Here is an 18,951-nt window from a genome sequence, read left to right on the forward strand (position 1 = left end):
GAACTGATCTTTTAAGTTACATGTTTTCACGGATTGTAATTGTTCTTCACACAACAATGGATATTGTATTGCTAGTATAAAAAGTGAACGACGAACAACAAAATAGCGAGGGGAATATGACACACGATTTTAATAAACCACCCCATACCACCAGTACGGAAGAAACAACACAAAAAAAACGTATCCCTGTGTACATACTGATCTTAGTGGGTATCTTTTTAATCGCATTATTATTTTATATGTTTGCAGATATGAAACCTTCTGCTTCGGATGCACCGCCTGATCATCCTGCACCCAATGCACAAACTGCAACAGCCAATGATACGACTAGCGGTACACCGGGGGATGAAGCTGTTGCTAATGATTCAAATACTGCAACTGCGACAGATCGTTGATAATAATTGATGATAAATACATGAGTCAGTGTTACATGAGCGCAAGATCTGAACCTTAATTTTCTCATCAGACTGACATAAATAAAGCCTTGGTTGTCCCAAGGCTTTTTTACATTCAATTGTGAGCTTTTGTTGGAGTTATGCATACTTTGGTTGATTAAAAAATACGCAAAAACTAAGGTGGAAAAGAAAGCTTAAGTTCAAAGCATTAATGCTGTGTGATACGCGGCATACGTAAAAATGCACATAACAACAGATCATGTATAACAATGAGGGCGAACGTATGAATGATTATCTGGGTGGTCCGCGTGGCCGTTTTGATGCCATGTATTATTGGGAACAGTTTCACCCCATTTTAAGTGCAGTAGCAATTCTCCTGATAGGTTGGGTCATTGCTTTATTGGTTGCTGCTGGCGTCAAAAAAGTTCTGCAAAAATTAGGTACAAATCAAAAACTTTCAAATGCAACTGGGCACCGTTCCAATGTTGAAAATATAGTCTCCAGAGTTGTGTTCTGGATTATTTTGATCATTGCCGTCATTGGTGCACTCAATGTGCTGAATTTGACCAGTGTCAGCGGCCCATTCAGTAATATGATTCAGCAGTTCTTGTTATTTATTCCACAGCTCTTGGCTGCGGTAGCTGTAGGTTTTATTGGTTGGATCGTGGCAAGTTTGGTCAAAGTCGGTTCAAAGAAACTGCTGGATAAAACCCAACTCGATGAAAAACTCAGTTCTGAGGTTGGCGTCAGCCCAATCAGTCAAAATATCAGTGAAATAGTGTATTGGCTAATCTTGTTACTTTTCCTACCGATTGTTTTATCGATCTTGGGTTTGAACGGTCTATTGTTCCCAATCCAAAATATGGTCACTGAAGTTGTTTCTTATCTTCCCAATATCTTTATTGCTGGTGTCATCGTCTTTGTGGGTTATATCTTAGCGAAGATTGTACGAGGCATCGTGGAAGGCTTGGTGAACAGTTTAAGTCTGCAGCAGCAAGTCGAAAAAGTGGGCATGTTTAAAAACGCAAAACTTGCTCAAGTTTTGGGTAATTTTGTCTTTGCTATAGTCATTATCACTGCATTAATTGTGGCTTTCGAAGCACTTGGTATCGAGGCGATTTCTCAGCCTGCAACAGCCATGTTACATGAGATCATGTATGCGATACCGAACATCATTGCCGCAGGTTTAATCTTAATCTTGGCCTATGTGGTGTCACGCTTTGTAGCGCGTCTAGTGGTGGATGTGATCTCGGGTACAGGTGTTGATACTGTGCCAGAAAAATTAGACATTCAACGCTTTTTGGGCAAAACCAAAGTGTCGGATGTTGTCGGTTGCCTGATCGTATTTTTCACCATGTTGTTTGCGGTATCTGAAGCAGCTAACCGTTTAGGCTTTGAACAAATCAGTGCCTTAATTGCGATGTTTATCCAGTTCGGTGCAAGTATTTTGCTTGGTGCCGTGATCTTGGTGGTGGGCTTCTGGCTTGCCAATATTGTGGCAAATGTGGTGCAACGAGGGGAATACAACAGTTCACGTTGGTTAGGTAATTTGGTTCGTGTGCTGATTATGGGCTTGGTTGTTGCCATGGGCTTACGTGCCATGGGTATTGCCGACTCGATCGTGAATTTGGCCTTTGGTTTAACGCTTGGTGCGGTTGCTGTTGCATTTGCTTTGGCCTTTGGTTTAGGCGGTCGCAATCCGGCGGAACGATTGTTATCAGATCTTATTGATAAAGCAAAACGTGAAGCCAACGAACCGAATCCAGTACAGGAACAGGCGAAGGCAAAAACCACCTTTAATACGCCTACATCGTCTACAGCGAGTCCAACGCCATCAACATCTGTGATGACTTCTGAAGTGAAAACCGATGATGGCTATCCAAACATTCAACAGGCTGCTCCCGGTGTCAGTGAAAAAGAAACCGCGACGCCAGATCAGTTGGATGTAAACCCAAGTGATCAACCACAAAATAATCCATTTGGATCGACAGGCGAGGCTGAAAAACAGGTCGATGCACCTTCGGCACCTTTAACCCCGCCAAAACCAGATGATCCAAATTAAACTATTCTGTCTTTAAAAAAATCGGCCACGCTTAAGTGGTCGATTTTAATGCTTTATAAGGAATATTGTATGGCAAAAGCACCGAATAAATTTTTAGCCCCAGTGATTATTGCAGGGATCACGGTAGGTTTTTTGGCAAGCGCACGACGCTTTATTTTTGCAAAACCAAAACGCACTAATTTGGAGCAGGCAGAACAATCACCGCCAAAAAGTGAAAAAAATTATACCAATCAGTCCAAAAATAATGATTGAAATTTACTCGAAAATTGGTATTTTAAGTAATAGTGATATATGGAATATTACTTAAAATATAAAAACTTAGGATTCATATTGCTGTCATGAATGACACTTATGATCCGTACAAAGGAATGGCAAAATGGGGGTAATTTCAATGCTCAATACTTTAGTATCGACACTCAAACAAACCGCAAGCGTGCAACCACAACATATTTCAGTTGCCGTTGAAAAAATGGATATGACAATTCAACGAACTTCGTCGTCGTCAGTATCATTATTTAAAACCGACTATCTTGAATAAGTCAGATCGGGCAAGAAAAAGGGCTGAATGAATCAGCCCTTTTTTTATGCAGAGATCTTCTGCAGGTTATATTTAATTCATTCTATGTCGAGATCAGACGTATTCAGAAGCTGCATGCGCAGAAGCCCATGCCCATTGGAAGTTGTATCCACCTAAATGACCCGTTACATCGAGCACTTCGCCAATAAAGTACAAACCTTTCTGTTTTTTACTTTCCATGGTTTTTGATGAGACTTCAGTGGTATCGACACCACCCAGTGTAACTTCAGCAGTACGGTAACCTTCAGTGCCTGATGGCTTCACTTCAAAGCTTTCCAGACGGCTTGCAATGAGTTCTAGTTTTTCATCACTGATATTGCCAATGGCTAATTCAGCTTGTTCAGGCCAAATCAGATTTTGTAATTCCACAACCACGCTTTTCGGTAAGTGTTCATTAAACAATGTACGCAGTAACACTTTGGGTTGACTAGATTTCTTAGATTTGAGGAAATCTAAAACATCTAAAGCTGGAAGGAAATTGATATTAAAGCGTTGACCGACATCCCAGTAGTTTGAAAGCTGCAATGAGCTTGGGCCACTTAAACCACGGTGAGTAAAGAGTAAAGCCTCAGTAAAACTATTTAACTCATTTGATAATGTGGCTTCAACAGCATTACCGCTCAAGCGAGTGGTTACTTCTTTAAAACTATCGGAGAAAGTGAAAGGTACTAAGCCTGCACGAGTAGGGTAGACAGAATGACCAAATTGTTTGGCAATCTCATAGCCAATTCCTGAACCGCCTAAAGTAGGAATGGAAAGACCGCCACTGGCAATAACCACCGATTCTGCTTCAAAATAGCCTAGATTGGTTGCCACTTGAAAGCCTTGTTCTGGCAAGGCATTGACTGCTTTCACTTCACAGTTGGTTTTAATATCCACCAAACCTGTTTTGTCACATTCTGCCAATAGCATGGCTAAAATTTCTTTTGCACCATTTTGGGTAAATAACTGCCCATGTTTGCGCTCTTCATACTCAATTCCATATTCGCAGACCATACCAATGAAGTCCCAGTTGGTATAGCGAGTTAATGCTGAAATAACAAAGTGTGGATTATGTGAAATATAATTTTCTGGTTCGACATACAAATTGGTGAAATTGCATTTACCACCGCCAGACATCAGGATCTTTTTGCCAACTTTATTGGCTTTTTCAGCCACCAAAACTTTGCGTCCACGCTGCGCCGCTTTATATGCCGTCATTAAGCCTGATGCACCAGCACCTAAAACAAGGACATCATATTGATTTTGCGACATGGTAAGTTTCCGCGTGGAAGAAAGGACGCAGGATTATACGCTTTTTAGCGCTTCGGTTGAACCTTTCAGGCGACCTTGTAGGCCACCAGTATGAATCACTAAAACACGTTGATGGCTTGTAATCTGACCCCGCTCAATCATGCTGAAAATACCTCGCAACATTTTAGCAGTATAAACCTGTTCTAATGGGATCGCATAGCGATGTTCAAAGTCTTGCATAAACTGTAAAAGTTCCGGCGTTGTTTTGGCATAGCCGCCACAGCAAAATTCATCACTGATGTTCCAATTGATTTTCTGCGTCAACTGAGCAACATCGTCGCAAAGAAAATTACCTTTGAGCGCAGAAAAGCCAAGAACATGTTGGTGTTCAGCACTGGCATCGATCAAGCCTGTTATGGTTCCACCTGTACCGACTGCACAGCAGATGAGATCAAAATTTTGTTGATTTTCATGGCTTAAGATTTCCGTACAGCCACGGATTGCCAATGCATTGGTTCCACCTTCAGGAATGACATAATGTTCGGGAAATTCCTGTCGTAATTGCGCTAAAGCGTCAACTTGTTTCATTTCCCGATACTGTTGGCGTGTGACAAAACTGAGCTGCATACCAAACTGTTCGGCGGTGGCTAAAGTAGGATTTCGGGCTTGATGTTGTAGTTCTTCCCCACGGATGATGCCTAGACTGCCTAAACCAAATAAATGTGCAGCATATGCAGTGGCTGCAATGTGATTTGAATAAGCACCACCAAAGCTAAGCACCTGTTTAAACCCTAATTTCTGCGCCTCAATAAAATTGTATTTAAGTTTATAAAATTTATTACCCGATATTTGCAGGTGTACCAAGTCCAAACGCTTAATACACAAATCAACCCCTTGATATTGAATAGTCTGCTCAGGAATGGCGTGGGCGATAGATTCAAACATGTTGGTGATCGTTATCTTGGTGGTTAGAGTTCAAATAGGTAGGCATTGTAAAACGGCAGGTGCAGAAGATGAAATCCTGTTGAGTATATTTAGTTTACCAAGAGAACGATTCCGTTTATATCAGCACATATCATATGATCCTATGATTAGTATAGGAAACGACATAGAGACATCATTCCTGACAATTGACCCTAAATCGGCAGATAAATAAGGTGAATATCTGCACAAAAATGCTATGCTGAATTTATAAACAAGATAATTATAAAAATGGAGGGCATTCAATGAGCAAATTAAGTCGGGCTGTGCTGCCTATGCTGTGCCTGTGCAGTTTTTGGATGGTTGGCTGTGATACGACAGACGAATTGCATCGTCCTCAAAATGAACATCGCACCATGATCATTGGCGGTGTCCCTGTGAATGACCATGACTATAAATTACCGCGTGAAGATGTTGCATTCAATGAAGCCGCTGCAGATGACGATTAGCAGATGGATCCGTAAAAAAATTAGGGTGGACATACTGTCAGTACACGGTAGTGAGACGTGACATGTAAAGAGTCACAGATGCAGTGTGCTACGTCAGATGTGTGAACATTTTGAAGTAGACGTCTTACTTCTGCAGTTTAGTTTGTTGGATTAAAGCCTTACAAACATTTAAAAAGGCTCTGTACTCGCCCAGTATGCCCGAACTGGAATGAACCGTGGTTCAAATGACTAAATCAGGTCAATCTATCAGGTCAATTTGCCAATTGGATGCCTGAATTTCTAAATTATTTTGTCTAAGTTGCTGACTAATGCTATCAGCCTGTTTCTGTAAATCTGCCACTGCAATGGTTTTAATCCAACGGATTTCACTCGAGCTATAACGACCATTTTCACGGCGTGAGCTGTCGATTGCTTGTTGCAAGATTCGATGCTGTTGGGTCAATAAATCACGTTCATTGAGCACTGAAAGCATGCAGCGTCCTGAACTGGTTTTAGCCTGTGCGTTGGTGGCGTGAATCTTTTCAATTAAGCCATAAAGTTCTGTATTTACGGCAAATGCTTCTTGAATTAAAGCATTCGGTTCTTCGCTAGGTGCATCACCTTCTTGAATGAGCACGTTGTTATTGATTCGTTGTTGCAGCGAGGCCAATTTAGTTTGTAAGTCACTGCGTAAAAGTAGGGCTTCGGCTAATTTCATTGTCTTGATATTAATTTGTACTTTTAGCGATCATGCGATGGATTAATGCGGTATTCAAGTTATTTATAGCGAAAAATTTGGTCAATTAAAATAAACACTGCAAATTATAGGGAGAAATTCAGAGATTCTATCTGTAAAATTGCCACGAATTTAAGTGAAAACGGTGTAACTGTGGAATCATTTTGGATATTAGGCTCGATTGCGGCAGCACTATTACTTGGTGCAATGAGCCCGGGGCCAACGTCAATTTATGTGGCGAAGAATTCCATTGCGATTTCACGTAAACACGGTTTATTTACCGCCCTTGGTACAGGTTTGGGTGCTGCAATATTTGGGCTTTTAGCGGTATTGGGTTTGCAGGCATTTTTATTGGCTGTACCTTCTGCTTATTTAGCTTTAAAAATTTGTGGTGGTTTATATCTGCTTTGGATGGCATTTAAAATTATAAAACATGCCAAAGAACCGATTGAAGCTGGTGATGCCAGCAGCTCGCAGATGTCACTCCGTCGTGCCTTTACGACTGGTTTAATTACCCAGTTGTCGAATCCGAAAATTGCAATTGTGTTAGCCAGTATTTTTACGGCACTTCTACCGAAAGAGATTCCGACGTATTTTTACTTTGTACTGCCAGTTTTGTGTTTCTTTATCGATGCAGGGTGGTGTTCATTGGTCGCTGTGGCTTTGTCAGCAGAAAAACCACGTAAAGTCTATTTGAAGTTTAAAGCGGGTTTTGATCGGGCAGCAGGGGCAGTGATGACAGTGCTTGGGTTAAAGCTGATTTTTGGGATGAAGTGATTATAATAAGCAAGTATGTTTTTTAAAAATCCTATATAGTTTAGGACTCATGTAGAATTCTTAAAAGTTGCTCACTGTTTAAGATGGTTTTTATTTGAGCAAATTAAATAGGTCTTTATGTAAATTTCATTTGTTAAAACAAAAAATAAATCTTATTAAAATATAGGTAAAGTTTAAAATGATAATAAAATCAATAATATTTATGGGAATTATATTTTTGAGCTGTATTGTCTATTCAAAGCCAACAGTATTGGCACAGGCCGGAGATGTTAAAATTATTCAAACAAATTGTAATGATAAAAATTATCAATGTGACTATATTAAAACCTATCAGAATAAAACTGAGAAATTGATAAGCGAATGGAGTAAAACTGCAATTGCTTATCAATTTAGTCCTGATCTGATTGGGTTTAAAATTGGTGCGACAAATATTCCACACTTACTTATGGTCTATAATGAATCAAATCATAAGCAAGATTTTTTTGAAGCTTTAATGGTAGATAATAAAAACAAATGTTTCATTACCCATGAAAAAGTTAAAAAAGGCCAGTACGAGATTAAATTTTACCGAATACCGAGTTTAAAAACGTATTTTGTTATAAGTCATAAAACAAAAGGTTTAGAAGATTTTACTAGGCTTGCAACATATTATAGATTTGAGGAAGATGGTTCTTTTCATTTTAATTATGAATTAATCGAAGATGATGAGAGTTACTATAAAGAAATTAAAATTATGAATCCGTGTAGTGAGAAACCAAAGGTAACTTTAGTGACATAGGGGGATAATAGGGGCTAACCTCATTATATTTTAATTCTAAGTTTAAAAGAGAATAGTAATGACATGATCCTTTTTTTAATATTTAGCATTAATATTCAAGAAATGTCAGTAAAATAATATTGTATCGTAGAAGTTCAAGAGTACTAATAATGATTTATAAAGCTTTATTCTTAAGTTTACTAAGTGGATTTGTATGTCAAGCATACGCACATGAGCATTTTCATAAAACACGTTATGGTAAGTTTCAAATAAAAGAATCAGATGATTATCCACGTGGTGCGTTGTATTTTAATAACAAACTGGTTAACCCTATGGTAGAAGGAAATACTAGTTTAGATGTTAGAGGGATATACCAGTTAAATAGTGATGATATCCTACTTGTTGAGGAGATTGGTGGAAGCGGTTGCCCTGTTACATTGTATTTCGTAAAAATTTCTTCAACTAAGAAATTGACAGTTTCACCTGCCTTTGGATCATGTTCTGATTTAATTAAAGTCAATGCTTCGGCCAGTAAAATTGTAGTGAAAATGCCTGATTTTATGGGTGTACCTGACAATGAAGCTCAACAAATTGCAGGTGCAAAGTATAAAATTACCTATATTTATGACGGTCAAGTACTTAAAGAAAATGGAAAAATAATACGCTAAAATAATATAGATTATATTTAAGTTTAATAAGAAAAAGCCCCTACAACGTAGAGGCTTTTCTTATCTTAATCTAAAAAATTAAGAAACTTTATCACCAGCTTTAGCACCAGTTTCAGGTGAAATAACCCAAACACCTTCGCCATTACCCGCAGCTAAAACCATACCGTTAGAAATACCAAAACGCATCTTACGTGGTGCAAGGTTAGCCACCATCACCACTAATTTGCCTTTTAAGTCTTCAGGTTGGTAGAACTCACGAATACCGCTAAACACGTTACGTGGCTCAGCTTCGCCGACATTTAAAGTCAATTGAAGCAGTTTGTCAGAACCTTCAACGTGAGCAGCTTCTAAAACTTCCGCTACACGTAAGTCAACTTTCATAAAGTCTTCAATGCCAATAATTTCAGCTTCACCTACTTTAGGCTCAGGCTTCTTCTCGACAGCTTTTTTCTCTTTTTTCTTTTCCGCTTTTGGTGCTTCCGCAGGTGCCGCTAAAGAATCTTTAGATGCATCGACCATTGCAGCAACAGCTTTTGGATCTACACGTTGCATCAATGGTTGGAATTGAGCAATTTCATGATCCACCAAAATCGTTTTACCAGAAGCAAAGTCGAAAGATTCTAATTTTAAGAAGCTCTGAACTTCTGCTGCCAATGTAGGAAGTACTGGTGCAAGGTAAACCGCCAATTGACGGAACAAGTTAATACCAACAGAACATACATCATGAACTTGCTGTTCCTCGCCTTCAATTTTCGCAAGTGCCCAAGGCTTTTTCTCGTCGATGTATTGGTTGGCTTTATCTGCAAGCGCCATGATTTCACGGATGGCTGCAGAGAATTCACGTGCTTCGTATTGCGCTGCGATTGAAGCACCTGCATCAATAAAGCTTTGTACCAATTCAGGCTCAGCACACGTTGCAGAAAGTTTGTTATCAAACTTAGTATTGATGAATTTCGCACAACGGCTTGCGATGTTCACAACTTTACCAACAAGGTCTGAATTCACTTTCTGAACGAAATCATCAAGGTTCAAGTCAGAGTCTTCAACTTTGTCAGAAAGTTTAGATGCGAAGTAGTAACGTAAGTATTCAGGGTTCAAATGCTCAAGATACGTTTCCGCTTTAATGAACGTACCGCGAGATTTAGACATCTTTTGACCGTTTACAGTCAAGAAACCGTTGACGAATAAACTTGTTGGGGTGCGGTAGTTTGCACCTTCAAGCATTGCAGGCCAGAACAACGCATGGAAGTAAACGATGTCTTTACCAATGAAGTGATAGACTTCATTTTTAGAATCTTTTTTCCAGTAGTCGTCAAAGCTCAAATCTGGACGCTTGGTTTTGATGTAGTTTTCAAAGCTCGACATATAACCGATTGGTGCATCGACCCAAACGTAGAAATATTTGTTTGGTGCATCAGGAATTTCAAAACCGAAATAAGGCGCATCACGTGAGATGTCCCAATCAGACAGACCTGCTTCAAACCATTCATCGAGTTTGTTGGCAATTGACACAGGCAGACGGCCTTCGTCTCGTGTCCATTTTTGCAGGTATTCACCAAAGTTTGGCAGTTTAAAGAAGTAGTGATCTGAAGATTTTTCTACAGGTGTCGCACCGCTCAAAGTCGATTTTGGATTGAGTAATTCAGTTGCGTTGTATGTTGTACCACACACTTCACATGAGTCGCCGTATTGGTCTTCCGCTTTACATTTCGGGCATGTGCCTTTAATGAAACGATCCGACAAGAACATTGCTTTTTCAGGGTCAAACAATTGCGTCACAGGGCGTACAGCAATGTTGTTTGCTTCACGGTTCTTAATATAAATCTCAGAAGCGCGTGCTTGGTTTTCAGGGCTGTTGGTTGAGTCGTAATGGTCAAAGTCAACTTTAAAGCCAGCAAAATCACGTTCATGTTCTTTTTGCACATTGGCAATTTGCTGTTCAGGCGAAATACCATTGGCTTCCGCACGTAGCATGATCGCTGTGCCGTGAGCATCATCCGCACATACATAAGTCACGTTATGACCCATTGCACGCATGGCACGAACCCAAATATCAGCTTGGATATAACCGAGTAAATGACCCATATGAATTGGGCCATTCGCGTATGGAAGGGCGTTAGTAACTAAAATATTACGCACGGATATGACTCTCTCATTCGTATTTATGCAATGGGCTGTAATTTTACATGAGATAGCCAGTACTTGCACAAGGGAATAGGTGAAATCTTTGCAAAAGTAAAAAATTCTATATTGCTGACACAATTACAGTGATAATAGGGCATAACTGTGATGCCTAAGAGTAACAAGCCCATGTATGAAGATGACTATGAAGACGATCAGCCAATCACTCGTATTCCTCAAAATGAACAGCGTCATAAATTGGGGCATCACATTATTAAAGATGCGCAGCAATATTTAGAACAGATTTCAGCAGATGAGCATGCCTTACTGATTCAAACTCTGCGTCATTTGGCACAAGATGAGCCTTATTTCGATATTTTGGCCGATGAATTAGATCAGCCGGTAGAAATGAAAGTAGCGAATGATGCTTTAAATTTATTGTATTTTTGGCAACTGCTTCATCAACATGAAAATGATGCAGACTTTGATTTTCTGAATGTCATCAATAGCGAGTTTTTCCAAACTGAAATGTTGAAAGCCTTTGATGCTTTGAATATTGGTGAACATAAAGCAGCGCGCCGTCAGGTACTTTTAGATGCGTTTAAAGTGTATAAATTAGACATTCATGCAGGCTGTATCCCAGTGTTATATGCACAGCTTGAAGGCATCTTGACAGACGTGCTGATTCAAACGGGTTTCTTAAGTCAAAATGGCACTAAATTTGTCGATGTCTATAAAATTGTACCGGGGCTTAAAGGCAGTGAAATTAAAAGCCTTTGGCACAAATCTAAAATTGCCAATGAGTTAAATCCGTATTTTGCCGAATTGGCGGCCTATCAAATGGATAACAGCTCTACCGTAGCGATGACCCGTCATAATATTTTGCATGGTACCGATGTCGCGCATTTTAATCAGGGACGGAGTTTTATCCTGTTTATTTGGCTGTTTTCCGCAGTGAGCTTTATGAGTACGGTCAGCAAATAAGTTTAATTTCAAGAGATCAATGCATAGGAGTGGCATTGATCTCTTTGCATTACATCATCCTTTAAAATTAAAAGCATAGAGTAAAATCGACCATGCATATTTGCATCAAGCCATTGTGAAAATAGGCAATCACATGGCGTTTTCCTGTGGTTGATTTGTTTCTAAATGCGTCTATTTCAGGTATCTGCTTCAAATCGCGTTATAACTATTGTTAGGCAATAACTGAGAATAGGGTGAGCGAGATGACAACAGAAAGCACATTAAATGATTTAAAAAATAAAGCATCAGAACTCGGTGATGACATACAACTCAAGGCCAAAGAGGCGCAACTAGAAGGCGAAAAAGCACTCGATGGTGCAAAGCATAAAGTTGAAGAGCTCAAGCTTGAGGGTGAAAAAGCCTTAAATGAGGCCAAACATGAACATGCAGAACAGCATGCAGAAACCAAAGACCGTCTAGAGCAGTTAAAAGCAGAAGCGAGTCATAAATTTGATGAAGCCAAAGTCAAAGCAGCTGAACTTAAACATGAGGCTGTCGAAAAATTTGATGAACTGAAGGTGCAGGCGACAGAGAAATTTGACGAGTTAAAAAAGAAAGCCTCTGACACACTGCATAAGTTTAAAAAAGATGACCAAGCTTAATTGGGTCTAATGAAAAAAGCCGCTCTATCTTGAGCGGCTTTTTTAGGTTTCATTGCTTTAATCCATCTAAATTTTCAGTCTTAATATTTTTGACTTGATCATCGACTACGGTAATCACGTAGCGCATATTGGCAATTTCATAGGTGTAATCTACCGCCAATTTTGCAGGCTGATTTTTCTCTTGCAGCGGATAAGACACCATTTTCATCGGAGAAGCTTGCATACGCGAGCGCATGAGATCGAGGCTATCACCAATCGCCACAGTTTGTCGGTCAGGTGTTTGAATGGCTTCAGTCGCAATTTCTGCATAGGCTGCTGAAGTCAGGAGCATCAAGGCGCATAAAGTCGTTTTATACACAGACTTCTTATACATAGTCTTCCCCATTTTTAAAATTAAAAGTACAAAATGTGCCTTTAGATTGCACATCCATCGCTTTGATTATTCTGTTGAAACGACTGAAATATAAACTGAAATTACGCTGTAAAAGTATGGTTGATATGTAATCAATTTAAAATTTAATGGCTTTGGTTTAGCCGCATAGATCAACTATAAGGGCATTTTAAGTGGCACACGCTTGAAAACTTGCTTGAAAGCTGACTAAATTACTCACTGATGTTACGCAGTAACATCAGACGCACCGTTTGCTTCAAATAAAAGAATGATACGCGGTAAGGTCATCCGCAAGTGTTTGAGACAGGACTCCTTCTAATCAAAAATGGTTTTGCGATACTTTGAATAATTTGACGCTAGTGAACGAGTTTTGCGGATGACAATGGTTTTGGGTACTTTTGCCAAAACAAAAGTACCTCCAGCCGAAGGCTAATCTCTTTATTCAAACCCTAGATATAAGACTCCGTTGAATAGACTTAAAAATCATTTTTAAAATGCGAAATTACTTTTAGGTGCGTAACATCAGTTACTCAACTTTATAAGCTTATAGGGATAAGTCATTCATCTCCCTCTTACTCTGTGGCAGATGAACAGGTAAACTATCGCTATTATCTTTTGATGTTCCTGTTTGGAGACAACATAATGTCGTGGCTTTCTTCTCTAAAATCTGTGTTTTCACCCTCCCAAGAGGTGAAAGAGGAGGAAATCCAACAGGTTTTACAAAACTACGTACTTCCCAATTCAAATAATGCTTTAAAAGACCGTATTACACAGGTAAATGTGCAAGGTCAGATCTTGCAGATCACGATTAATACCTTTCCTTCAGAAGCAGATGACTTACAAAAAATCCATGATGATTTGGCTGATGCGTTAGAAAAATGCGGTATTAACGAGCTGAATATGCATGTGATTCAACAAAAAACAGGGCATAAATCTGAAGGTGGTTGTGGTCATCATCATGCAGAAGGCGAAATTTGTTCTAGCCAAGAAAAAGCTGAAAGTTCAGCTGCAAAAAGTCAGTTACCTCCAGTTGTGGATGCGTCTGCGAAAACACCTGAAGCACCTGCCGAAGTTGATCCGAATAATCCACCGATTCAAAAAGCGGCTCCACAACAGCGTGATGTACCGAAACATCCACGCATTCAAAATGTCATTTTGGTGTCATCTGGTAAAGGTGGTGTGGGTAAATCGACCACCACTGTGAATTTGGCGCTCGCATTACAACAGCTGGGTTTAAAGGTTGGGGTATTAGATGCAGACATCTATGGTCCAAGTATTCCAACGATGCTCGGCAATGCAGGCCGCACGCCGATGATTGAAGCTGAGCAATTTGTTCCTATTGAAGCATATGGTATGGCTGTGCTTTCAATTGGTCACTTAACTGGGGATCACAATACCCCTGTGGCTTGGCGTGGGCCGAAAGCGACGGGGGCGTTAATGCAGCTCTTTAACCAAACGTTGTGGCCTGATCTGGATGTATTGGTCATTGATATGCCACCAGGCACAGGTGATATCCAGTTGACGCTTGCACAGCGTATACCGGTGACAGGTGCTGTGATTGTGACGACACCACAAAATGTTGCATTAATGGATGCGACCAAAGGCATTGAGTTGTTTAATCGTGTACATATTCCCGTGATGGGCGTGGTTGAAAATATGTCGACTCACATCTGTTCGAACTGTGGGCATGAAGAGCAAATCTTTGGTACAGGTGGTGGCGACCAACTTTCAGCCCAATACGACATTCCGCTCTTAGGTCGTTTACCGCTGAATGTACAAATTCGTGAAAATGCCGATGCAGGGAAACCATCTGTGATAGCAGGTGATGATGCTGCTGAAAGCTACATGGCGATTGCACAAAAAGTTGCAGATGCATTACCTCAGGCTGAAAAAGATAAAAACCGTATTTTCTAAGGGTGAACTGAAATTTAAGTTGATCGTATTAAAATCTGGCCTCGTGCCAGATTTTTTATAACGTGGTATTGGGAGTGTTTGAAAATTATGAGTACTGAACTTTAGACATTCAACGATGTCTATGAATTACACATCTAAAAAACGATTTGCACAATTTCTTATTTTTCCTGCGATTATAAGCCGTCTGCCAAGGATAAAATTCTTGAGGCATATCAAAGGATGTCGCGTTTGTACTTAGTTTTTACAAAATAGCTTTCACGATATTTCTATTATTTTGGCTAGGATCAATTCTTTGAACGGCAGTAACTGTACAAACGCATTGTGTCTTAGATTTTTTGCCAAATGTCCTCTGTTACAAGGGGCTTAGCATTGAAAAAATATAGAGGAACAAATAATTTTAAATATTATTTGAAGTCATTAAAACCCACCCATCAAATGAGGGTACGCCTTAGTCTAAGAAATTAAAAAGCCCGGTAATTACCGGGCTTTTTAATTGGTTTTTTAGGAGGAAAGAGACGGGTTTGCTTTACGTTTAGCAGTGATAATATTCACCGTAATTGCGATGATGACCATGATAATGCCTACAATATCTGTAATGGTTTCTGGAATAATCATACACAGCGCACCCACACCTAAAAAAATACGCCAGAACCAGTTGAGATAAGTCTTGAAATAACCTTCAACTGCGGAGCCTAAAGCGAGAATTCCTATCACTGAAGTGACAGTAATACTCACTATAGTTGTCCATGCAGGAAAGGCAAATTCTCGAGCATTGACTGCAACATTGGTGGTATCAATCATCAGCATGGCAGGGTTATAAACGAATAAAAATGGAACAATAAAACCAGCAAGAGATAGTTTTAAGGCCTGAAACCCAGTGCGCATTGGATCACCGCCTGCAATTCCTGCACCAGCAAAGGCGGCAAGGGCAACTGGTGGGGTGATGTTTGCAAATAAACCAAAATAGAACACAAACATATGCGCGACTAATACAGGAATATCAAAGTTTGCGAGTGCTGGTGCTGCCATAGTGGCAGTAATGATATAGGCCGGAATAGATGGAAGCCCCATGCCTAAAATCATCGATGCAATCATGGTCAAAAATAAAGTGAGAAAGAGACTACCTGCACCTAAACTCATAATTGAAGAAGTCATTACTGAACCAAAACTTGTCAGACTTACTACGCCGATAATAATACCAACGACAGCACAAGCAGCCATCACAGATAATGATTGTTTGGCTCCATCAACGAGCGCATCTAAAATATCTTTTACACCCATTCGTGTTGATTTTCTTATAGCTGCTACAAAGATGGTCAGGACGATGGTGTAGACAGCAGCATAGCTCACAGGAATATTTTGAAATAAGAAAAAGACCAGTGCCAAAATTGGAATAAGTAAATGTCCACGCTCTTTTAGAACTTCTTTTACTTTTGGTAAATCAGCTTTAGGTACGCCTTTCAGATCATCTTTACCCGCACGGAAATGAACTTGAGCCATGACGCCAAGGTAATACAATAAAGCAGGTAATAAGGCGGCTAGTGCAATTGTGCCATAACTCACGCCAGTTGTTTCGGCCATAATGAAGGCACTCGCACCCATGACTGGTGGCAAAATTTGTCCACCAACGGATGCACTGGCTTCAACGGCACCAGCAAAATTCTTGTGATAACCAATCTTTTTCATCAATGGAATAGTAAATGAGCCTGTACCAACAACATTGGCAACAGCAGTGCCATTAATACTGCCCATAAATCCACTTGAAATTACAGCAACTTTGGCAGGCCCACCTTGTTTATGTCCAGCCAGCGCCATGGCAAGATCATTGAATAATTTCCCCATACCTGATTTTGCAAGAAAAGCACCAAAAAGGATAAATAAGAAAATAAAGGTGACGGATGCACCAATTGCCGAAGAATATAAGCCTTCGGTTTTTAAATACATATGTCCGAAAATGTCGCTGATTGTATAAGGGCGAGTAAGTAATCGATCTGGCATCCAATCAAAGTGACTGATAAATGTATAGGTCAGGAAAATTAAACTTAAAATGGGCAACATCCACCCCATGACCCGGCGAGTTGCTTCTATGACTAATACCACACTCATAATTGCAAACGCGATATCTAAGGTATTTGGAATACCACCTCGAGTGGTCATAATAGATTGATATTCTTTCCATAAATATAAAAAACTGAAGATGGAAAGCAAAGCCAAGAACCAATCGAGAAGTGAAATATGCTGTCGGGAGCTTGTTTGACGAGCTGGATAGAGTAAAAAAATGAGTGCTAGGCCAATAGCGACATGGGCTGCACGCTGTATTAACTCAGGTAAAGGATTAAACGTAATAAATAAATGAAATAATGAATAAAAGATCGCTACAAATGCAACAAAGTAGGTAACAGATTTGCTCATATTGATTCGAGTAACAGATTCCCGATCAAATTTTTCTAATATGGCTTGTTGTTGTTTCTCATCGAGTTGTTCTAATACAACTTTATCTTCTTTGGAATTCATAGGCATTCTCCAATCCACCAAGACTTCCATTTGGGTTGATATTGAACCGAGATGTTGACCAAACTATAGTCTGGGTAACTTTGAAAAATAGACCAAATTTTTTGGTCAGCGAGGATCGTGCCTTGCATATTTCTAGAAATCACCCAGTTGATTTCATCTATATTTTGATTGACCCGCATTCTAATCACACCATTTTTTTGAAACTCAATGGGATAATTTGAGGGTGTACCTGCACCAAATGAAATCAAATCGGTGTGGCGCAGTAAAAACGTATTCTTTTGACGCTGATATTGTTCAGACCAAGCCGTCTTTTCTACTGAATGCTTCCACTGTAAATCAAATTGATCAGTTGAAATTTTGCATATATCAGTTTCAACTCTAACCTGCGTATACAGTGTTGGATAGCTAGCATAGATTAAGAAGAACAATATAAAAAATGCAGTATAAACTGCATTTTTTTGAAGCTTATTATTTTTTAGCCACTTCATCATAGTAGCGTTTCGCGCCTGGATGTAGAGGCGCTACAAGGCCTTGTTGAGCACCTTCAAGCGTGATTTCTGTTGCTGCTTGGTGTGAAGTTGCCAATTGAGGCAAACTGTCAAAGAAAGTTTTTGTTAGTTTGTAGACATCATCATCCGATATATCTGTGCGAACAACTAATGCATTTTTAATTGCGGCAGTTTGAATGTCCGCAGTATTGCCATATGTGCCTTTTGGAATAATCATCGGTAAGAAATAACTTTGATCTTTAGCTATTTCTTTGACTTTATCTGCATTGATTGAAACCAACTGTAGATCAAAGCTTTGTTGAAGTTCCATGAGTGATGAATTTGGAATGCCACTAGTCAGGAATGCTGCATCAAGCTTGCCACCTTTTAAAGCATCAGCGGCTTCAGCATAGCCTAAATAATCAACTTTAATATCTTTATAGGTGATTCCAAAACCATTCAACAGTGTGCGTGCATTTACTTCTACACCTGAATTTTGTGCACCCACAGCGATACGTTTACCTTTCAAATCTTCGATATTTTTGATCCCTGATTTTTTAGAGGTTACGATTTGTACGTAGTTTGGATAAAGCGCTGCGACTTGGCTGACATTCTCAACTTTACCATTTGCGAAACTTCCTGCTCCGTTCAGTGCTTCTGTTAAGCTGTCACTCATAACAAATGCCATTTCAACTTTATTCTGTTTGAGAAGGTTTAAGTTTTCGACTGATGCACCTGTAGTCTGAGTCTTAGAATTTACACCAAAAGTTTTGTTATAAATTTCTGCAAGACTCGTCCCAATCACATTGTAAGGTCCTGATGCTCCGCCAGTTGCAATGGTTACGAACTTGGTTTGAAGTTTGTCAGATGTAGCAGTTTCTGCGCTTTTTCCTTCCGTGGTATTTTTTGAAGTAGATTGATCATTTGAGCAAGCAGTAATACACGCCAAAGTAACCGAGAGTAACGTGAGTTTTGTCCATTGGTTCATAGAAACGTCCTTTTACACATAAATTTTGAATATTGATTTGATGAGTTTTAATTTTAATTTCCACTACTCAATTGAACATAACTTAATCAATTATTTTTGAAAAGTATTTTTTTTTGATTTTTTAGTCTCCAATAAATAATGGTTATGCGTAAGAATGGCATGGAGCTATATCGTTTATTTTAATAATATTTTGTTACGTGTAAAAACTGTAGGGTATACATGGAATCATGTGAAATTTCTTTTATAAATATAAGTTCAAGATATTTCTTTGAATTGTAAGGTGCTCTGAATGACTG

General features: G+C 39.4%; 19 protein-coding genes. 11 read left to right on the top strand and 8 right to left on the bottom strand.

What is annotated here, in order from left to right; all coding sequences use genetic code 11:
- The first annotated feature begins 116 nt into the window (after positions 1 to 116).
- From FTU05_RS02485 to FTU05_RS02500, 4 genes are all read left to right on the top strand, one after another.
- On the top strand, positions 117 to 395 hold the full coding sequence (locus FTU05_RS02485) for a hypothetical protein (protein ID WP_078192282.1): 279 nt from the start codon (positions 117 to 119) through the stop codon (positions 393 to 395).
- A 283-nt stretch (positions 396 to 678) separates the two neighbouring features.
- A complete protein-coding gene (locus FTU05_RS02490; RefSeq protein WP_180164153.1) occupies positions 679 to 2,457 on the top strand; it encodes a mechanosensitive ion channel in 1,779 nt (592 codons plus the stop codon).
- Between the two features lie 69 nt (positions 2,458 to 2,526).
- A complete protein-coding gene (locus FTU05_RS02495) occupies positions 2,527 to 2,709 on the top strand; it encodes a hypothetical protein (protein WP_168378574.1) in 183 nt (60 codons plus the stop codon).
- Between the two features lie 124 nt (positions 2,710 to 2,833).
- Entirely contained in the window at positions 2,834 to 2,995 is a 162-nt protein-coding gene (locus FTU05_RS02500; RefSeq protein WP_180059308.1) for a hypothetical protein, read from the top strand.
- Positions 2,996 to 3,088: 93 nt separating this feature from the next.
- Here the strand turns inward: FTU05_RS02500 and FTU05_RS02505 are convergent, their stop codons facing one another.
- Both FTU05_RS02505 and FTU05_RS02510 read right to left on the bottom strand, forming a co-directional pair.
- Positions 3,089 to 4,288, bottom strand: a complete 1,200-nt coding sequence (locus FTU05_RS02505) for an NAD(P)/FAD-dependent oxidoreductase (protein WP_180164155.1) — start codon at positions 4,286 to 4,288, stop codon at positions 3,089 to 3,091.
- 33 nt (positions 4,289 to 4,321) lie between these two features.
- Complete coding sequence (locus tag FTU05_RS02510; protein WP_180164157.1) at positions 4,322 to 5,212, bottom strand: 1-aminocyclopropane-1-carboxylate deaminase/D-cysteine desulfhydrase; 891 nt, start codon at positions 5,210 to 5,212, stop codon at positions 4,322 to 4,324.
- Between the two features lie 281 nt (positions 5,213 to 5,493).
- On the opposite strand from FTU05_RS02510, the gene FTU05_RS02515 reads away from it, so the two are divergent.
- Positions 5,494 to 5,697, top strand: coding sequence for an NF038215 family lipoprotein (locus FTU05_RS02515; RefSeq protein ID WP_180064033.1), 204 nt, complete (start codon positions 5,494 to 5,496; stop codon positions 5,695 to 5,697).
- 238 nt (positions 5,698 to 5,935) lie between these two features.
- Here FTU05_RS02515 and FTU05_RS02520 read toward each other — a convergent pair whose 3' ends face one another.
- Positions 5,936 to 6,394 (bottom strand): DIP1984 family protein, encoded by a 459-nt coding sequence (locus tag FTU05_RS02520; protein WP_168378581.1) that lies wholly within the window; start codon positions 6,392 to 6,394, stop codon positions 5,936 to 5,938.
- Between the two features lie 171 nt (positions 6,395 to 6,565).
- Between FTU05_RS02520 and FTU05_RS02525 the strand changes: the two genes are divergently transcribed.
- The 3 genes from FTU05_RS02525 (at position 6,566) to FTU05_RS02535 (ending at position 8,614) form a co-directional block, all read left to right on the top strand.
- Complete coding sequence (locus tag FTU05_RS02525) at positions 6,566 to 7,189, top strand: LysE family translocator (protein WP_078191198.1); 624 nt, start codon at positions 6,566 to 6,568, stop codon at positions 7,187 to 7,189.
- A gap of 217 nt (positions 7,190 to 7,406) precedes the next feature.
- Positions 7,407 to 7,967 carry a hypothetical protein gene (locus FTU05_RS02530; protein WP_180164159.1) on the top strand — a complete coding sequence of 187 codons (561 nt, stop codon included), beginning with the start codon at positions 7,407 to 7,409 and terminating at the stop codon, positions 7,965 to 7,967.
- A 149-nt stretch (positions 7,968 to 8,116) separates the two neighbouring features.
- Positions 8,117 to 8,614: a hypothetical protein gene (locus FTU05_RS02535; protein WP_180162505.1), complete on the top strand. Its 498-nt coding sequence runs from the start codon at positions 8,117 to 8,119 to the stop codon at positions 8,612 to 8,614.
- A 78-nt stretch (positions 8,615 to 8,692) separates the two neighbouring features.
- On the opposite strand, the gene metG is transcribed toward FTU05_RS02535, so the two are convergent.
- A complete protein-coding gene (metG, locus tag FTU05_RS02540) occupies positions 8,693 to 10,753 on the bottom strand; it encodes a methionine--tRNA ligase (RefSeq protein WP_180164161.1) in 2,061 nt (686 codons plus the stop codon).
- A gap of 171 nt (positions 10,754 to 10,924) precedes the next feature.
- Here metG and FTU05_RS02545 point away from each other — a divergent pair, with 171 nt between their 5' ends.
- Both FTU05_RS02545 and FTU05_RS02550 read left to right on the top strand, forming a co-directional pair.
- Positions 10,925 to 11,719: a hypothetical protein gene (locus tag FTU05_RS02545; protein ID WP_180164216.1), complete on the top strand. Its 795-nt coding sequence runs from the start codon at positions 10,925 to 10,927 to the stop codon at positions 11,717 to 11,719.
- Between the two features lie 242 nt (positions 11,720 to 11,961).
- On the top strand, positions 11,962 to 12,360 hold the full coding sequence (locus tag FTU05_RS02550; protein WP_168379312.1) for a hypothetical protein: 399 nt from the start codon (positions 11,962 to 11,964) through the stop codon (positions 12,358 to 12,360).
- Positions 12,361 to 12,409: 49 nt separating this feature from the next.
- Here the strand turns inward: FTU05_RS02550 and FTU05_RS02555 are convergent, their stop codons facing one another.
- Positions 12,410 to 12,733 (bottom strand): hypothetical protein, encoded by a 324-nt coding sequence (locus FTU05_RS02555; protein WP_180039686.1) that lies wholly within the window; start codon positions 12,731 to 12,733, stop codon positions 12,410 to 12,412.
- Positions 12,734 to 13,393: 660 nt separating this feature from the next.
- Here FTU05_RS02555 and apbC point away from each other — a divergent pair.
- The gene (apbC, locus tag FTU05_RS02560; RefSeq protein WP_180164163.1) at positions 13,394 to 14,665 is read left to right on the top strand and encodes an iron-sulfur cluster carrier protein ApbC; all 1,272 of its coding nucleotides are present in this window, start codon (positions 13,394 to 13,396) and stop codon (positions 14,663 to 14,665) included.
- A gap of 501 nt (positions 14,666 to 15,166) precedes the next feature.
- On the opposite strand, the gene FTU05_RS02565 is transcribed toward apbC, so the two are convergent.
- The 3 genes from FTU05_RS02565 to FTU05_RS02575 are packed head-to-tail and all read right to left on the bottom strand — an operon-like array spanning position 15,167 to position 18,655.
- A complete protein-coding gene (locus FTU05_RS02565) occupies positions 15,167 to 17,179 on the bottom strand; it encodes a TRAP transporter permease (protein WP_180048964.1) in 2,013 nt (670 codons plus the stop codon).
- A complete protein-coding gene (locus FTU05_RS02570; RefSeq protein ID WP_257222191.1) occupies positions 17,176 to 17,670 on the bottom strand; it encodes a DUF1850 domain-containing protein in 495 nt (164 codons plus the stop codon). The genes FTU05_RS02565 and FTU05_RS02570 overlap by 4 nt, the downstream gene beginning before the upstream one ends.
- Positions 17,648 to 18,655, bottom strand: coding sequence for a TAXI family TRAP transporter solute-binding subunit (locus FTU05_RS02575; RefSeq protein WP_067764588.1), 1,008 nt, complete (start codon positions 18,653 to 18,655; stop codon positions 17,648 to 17,650). The genes FTU05_RS02570 and FTU05_RS02575 overlap by 23 nt, the downstream gene beginning before the upstream one ends.
- Positions 18,656 to 18,951 lie beyond the last annotated feature (296 nt).

The sequence above is a fragment of the Acinetobacter sp. YH12049 genome, assembly GCF_013419875.1.
GTDB lineage: Bacteria > Pseudomonadota > Gammaproteobacteria > Pseudomonadales > Moraxellaceae > Acinetobacter > Acinetobacter amyesii.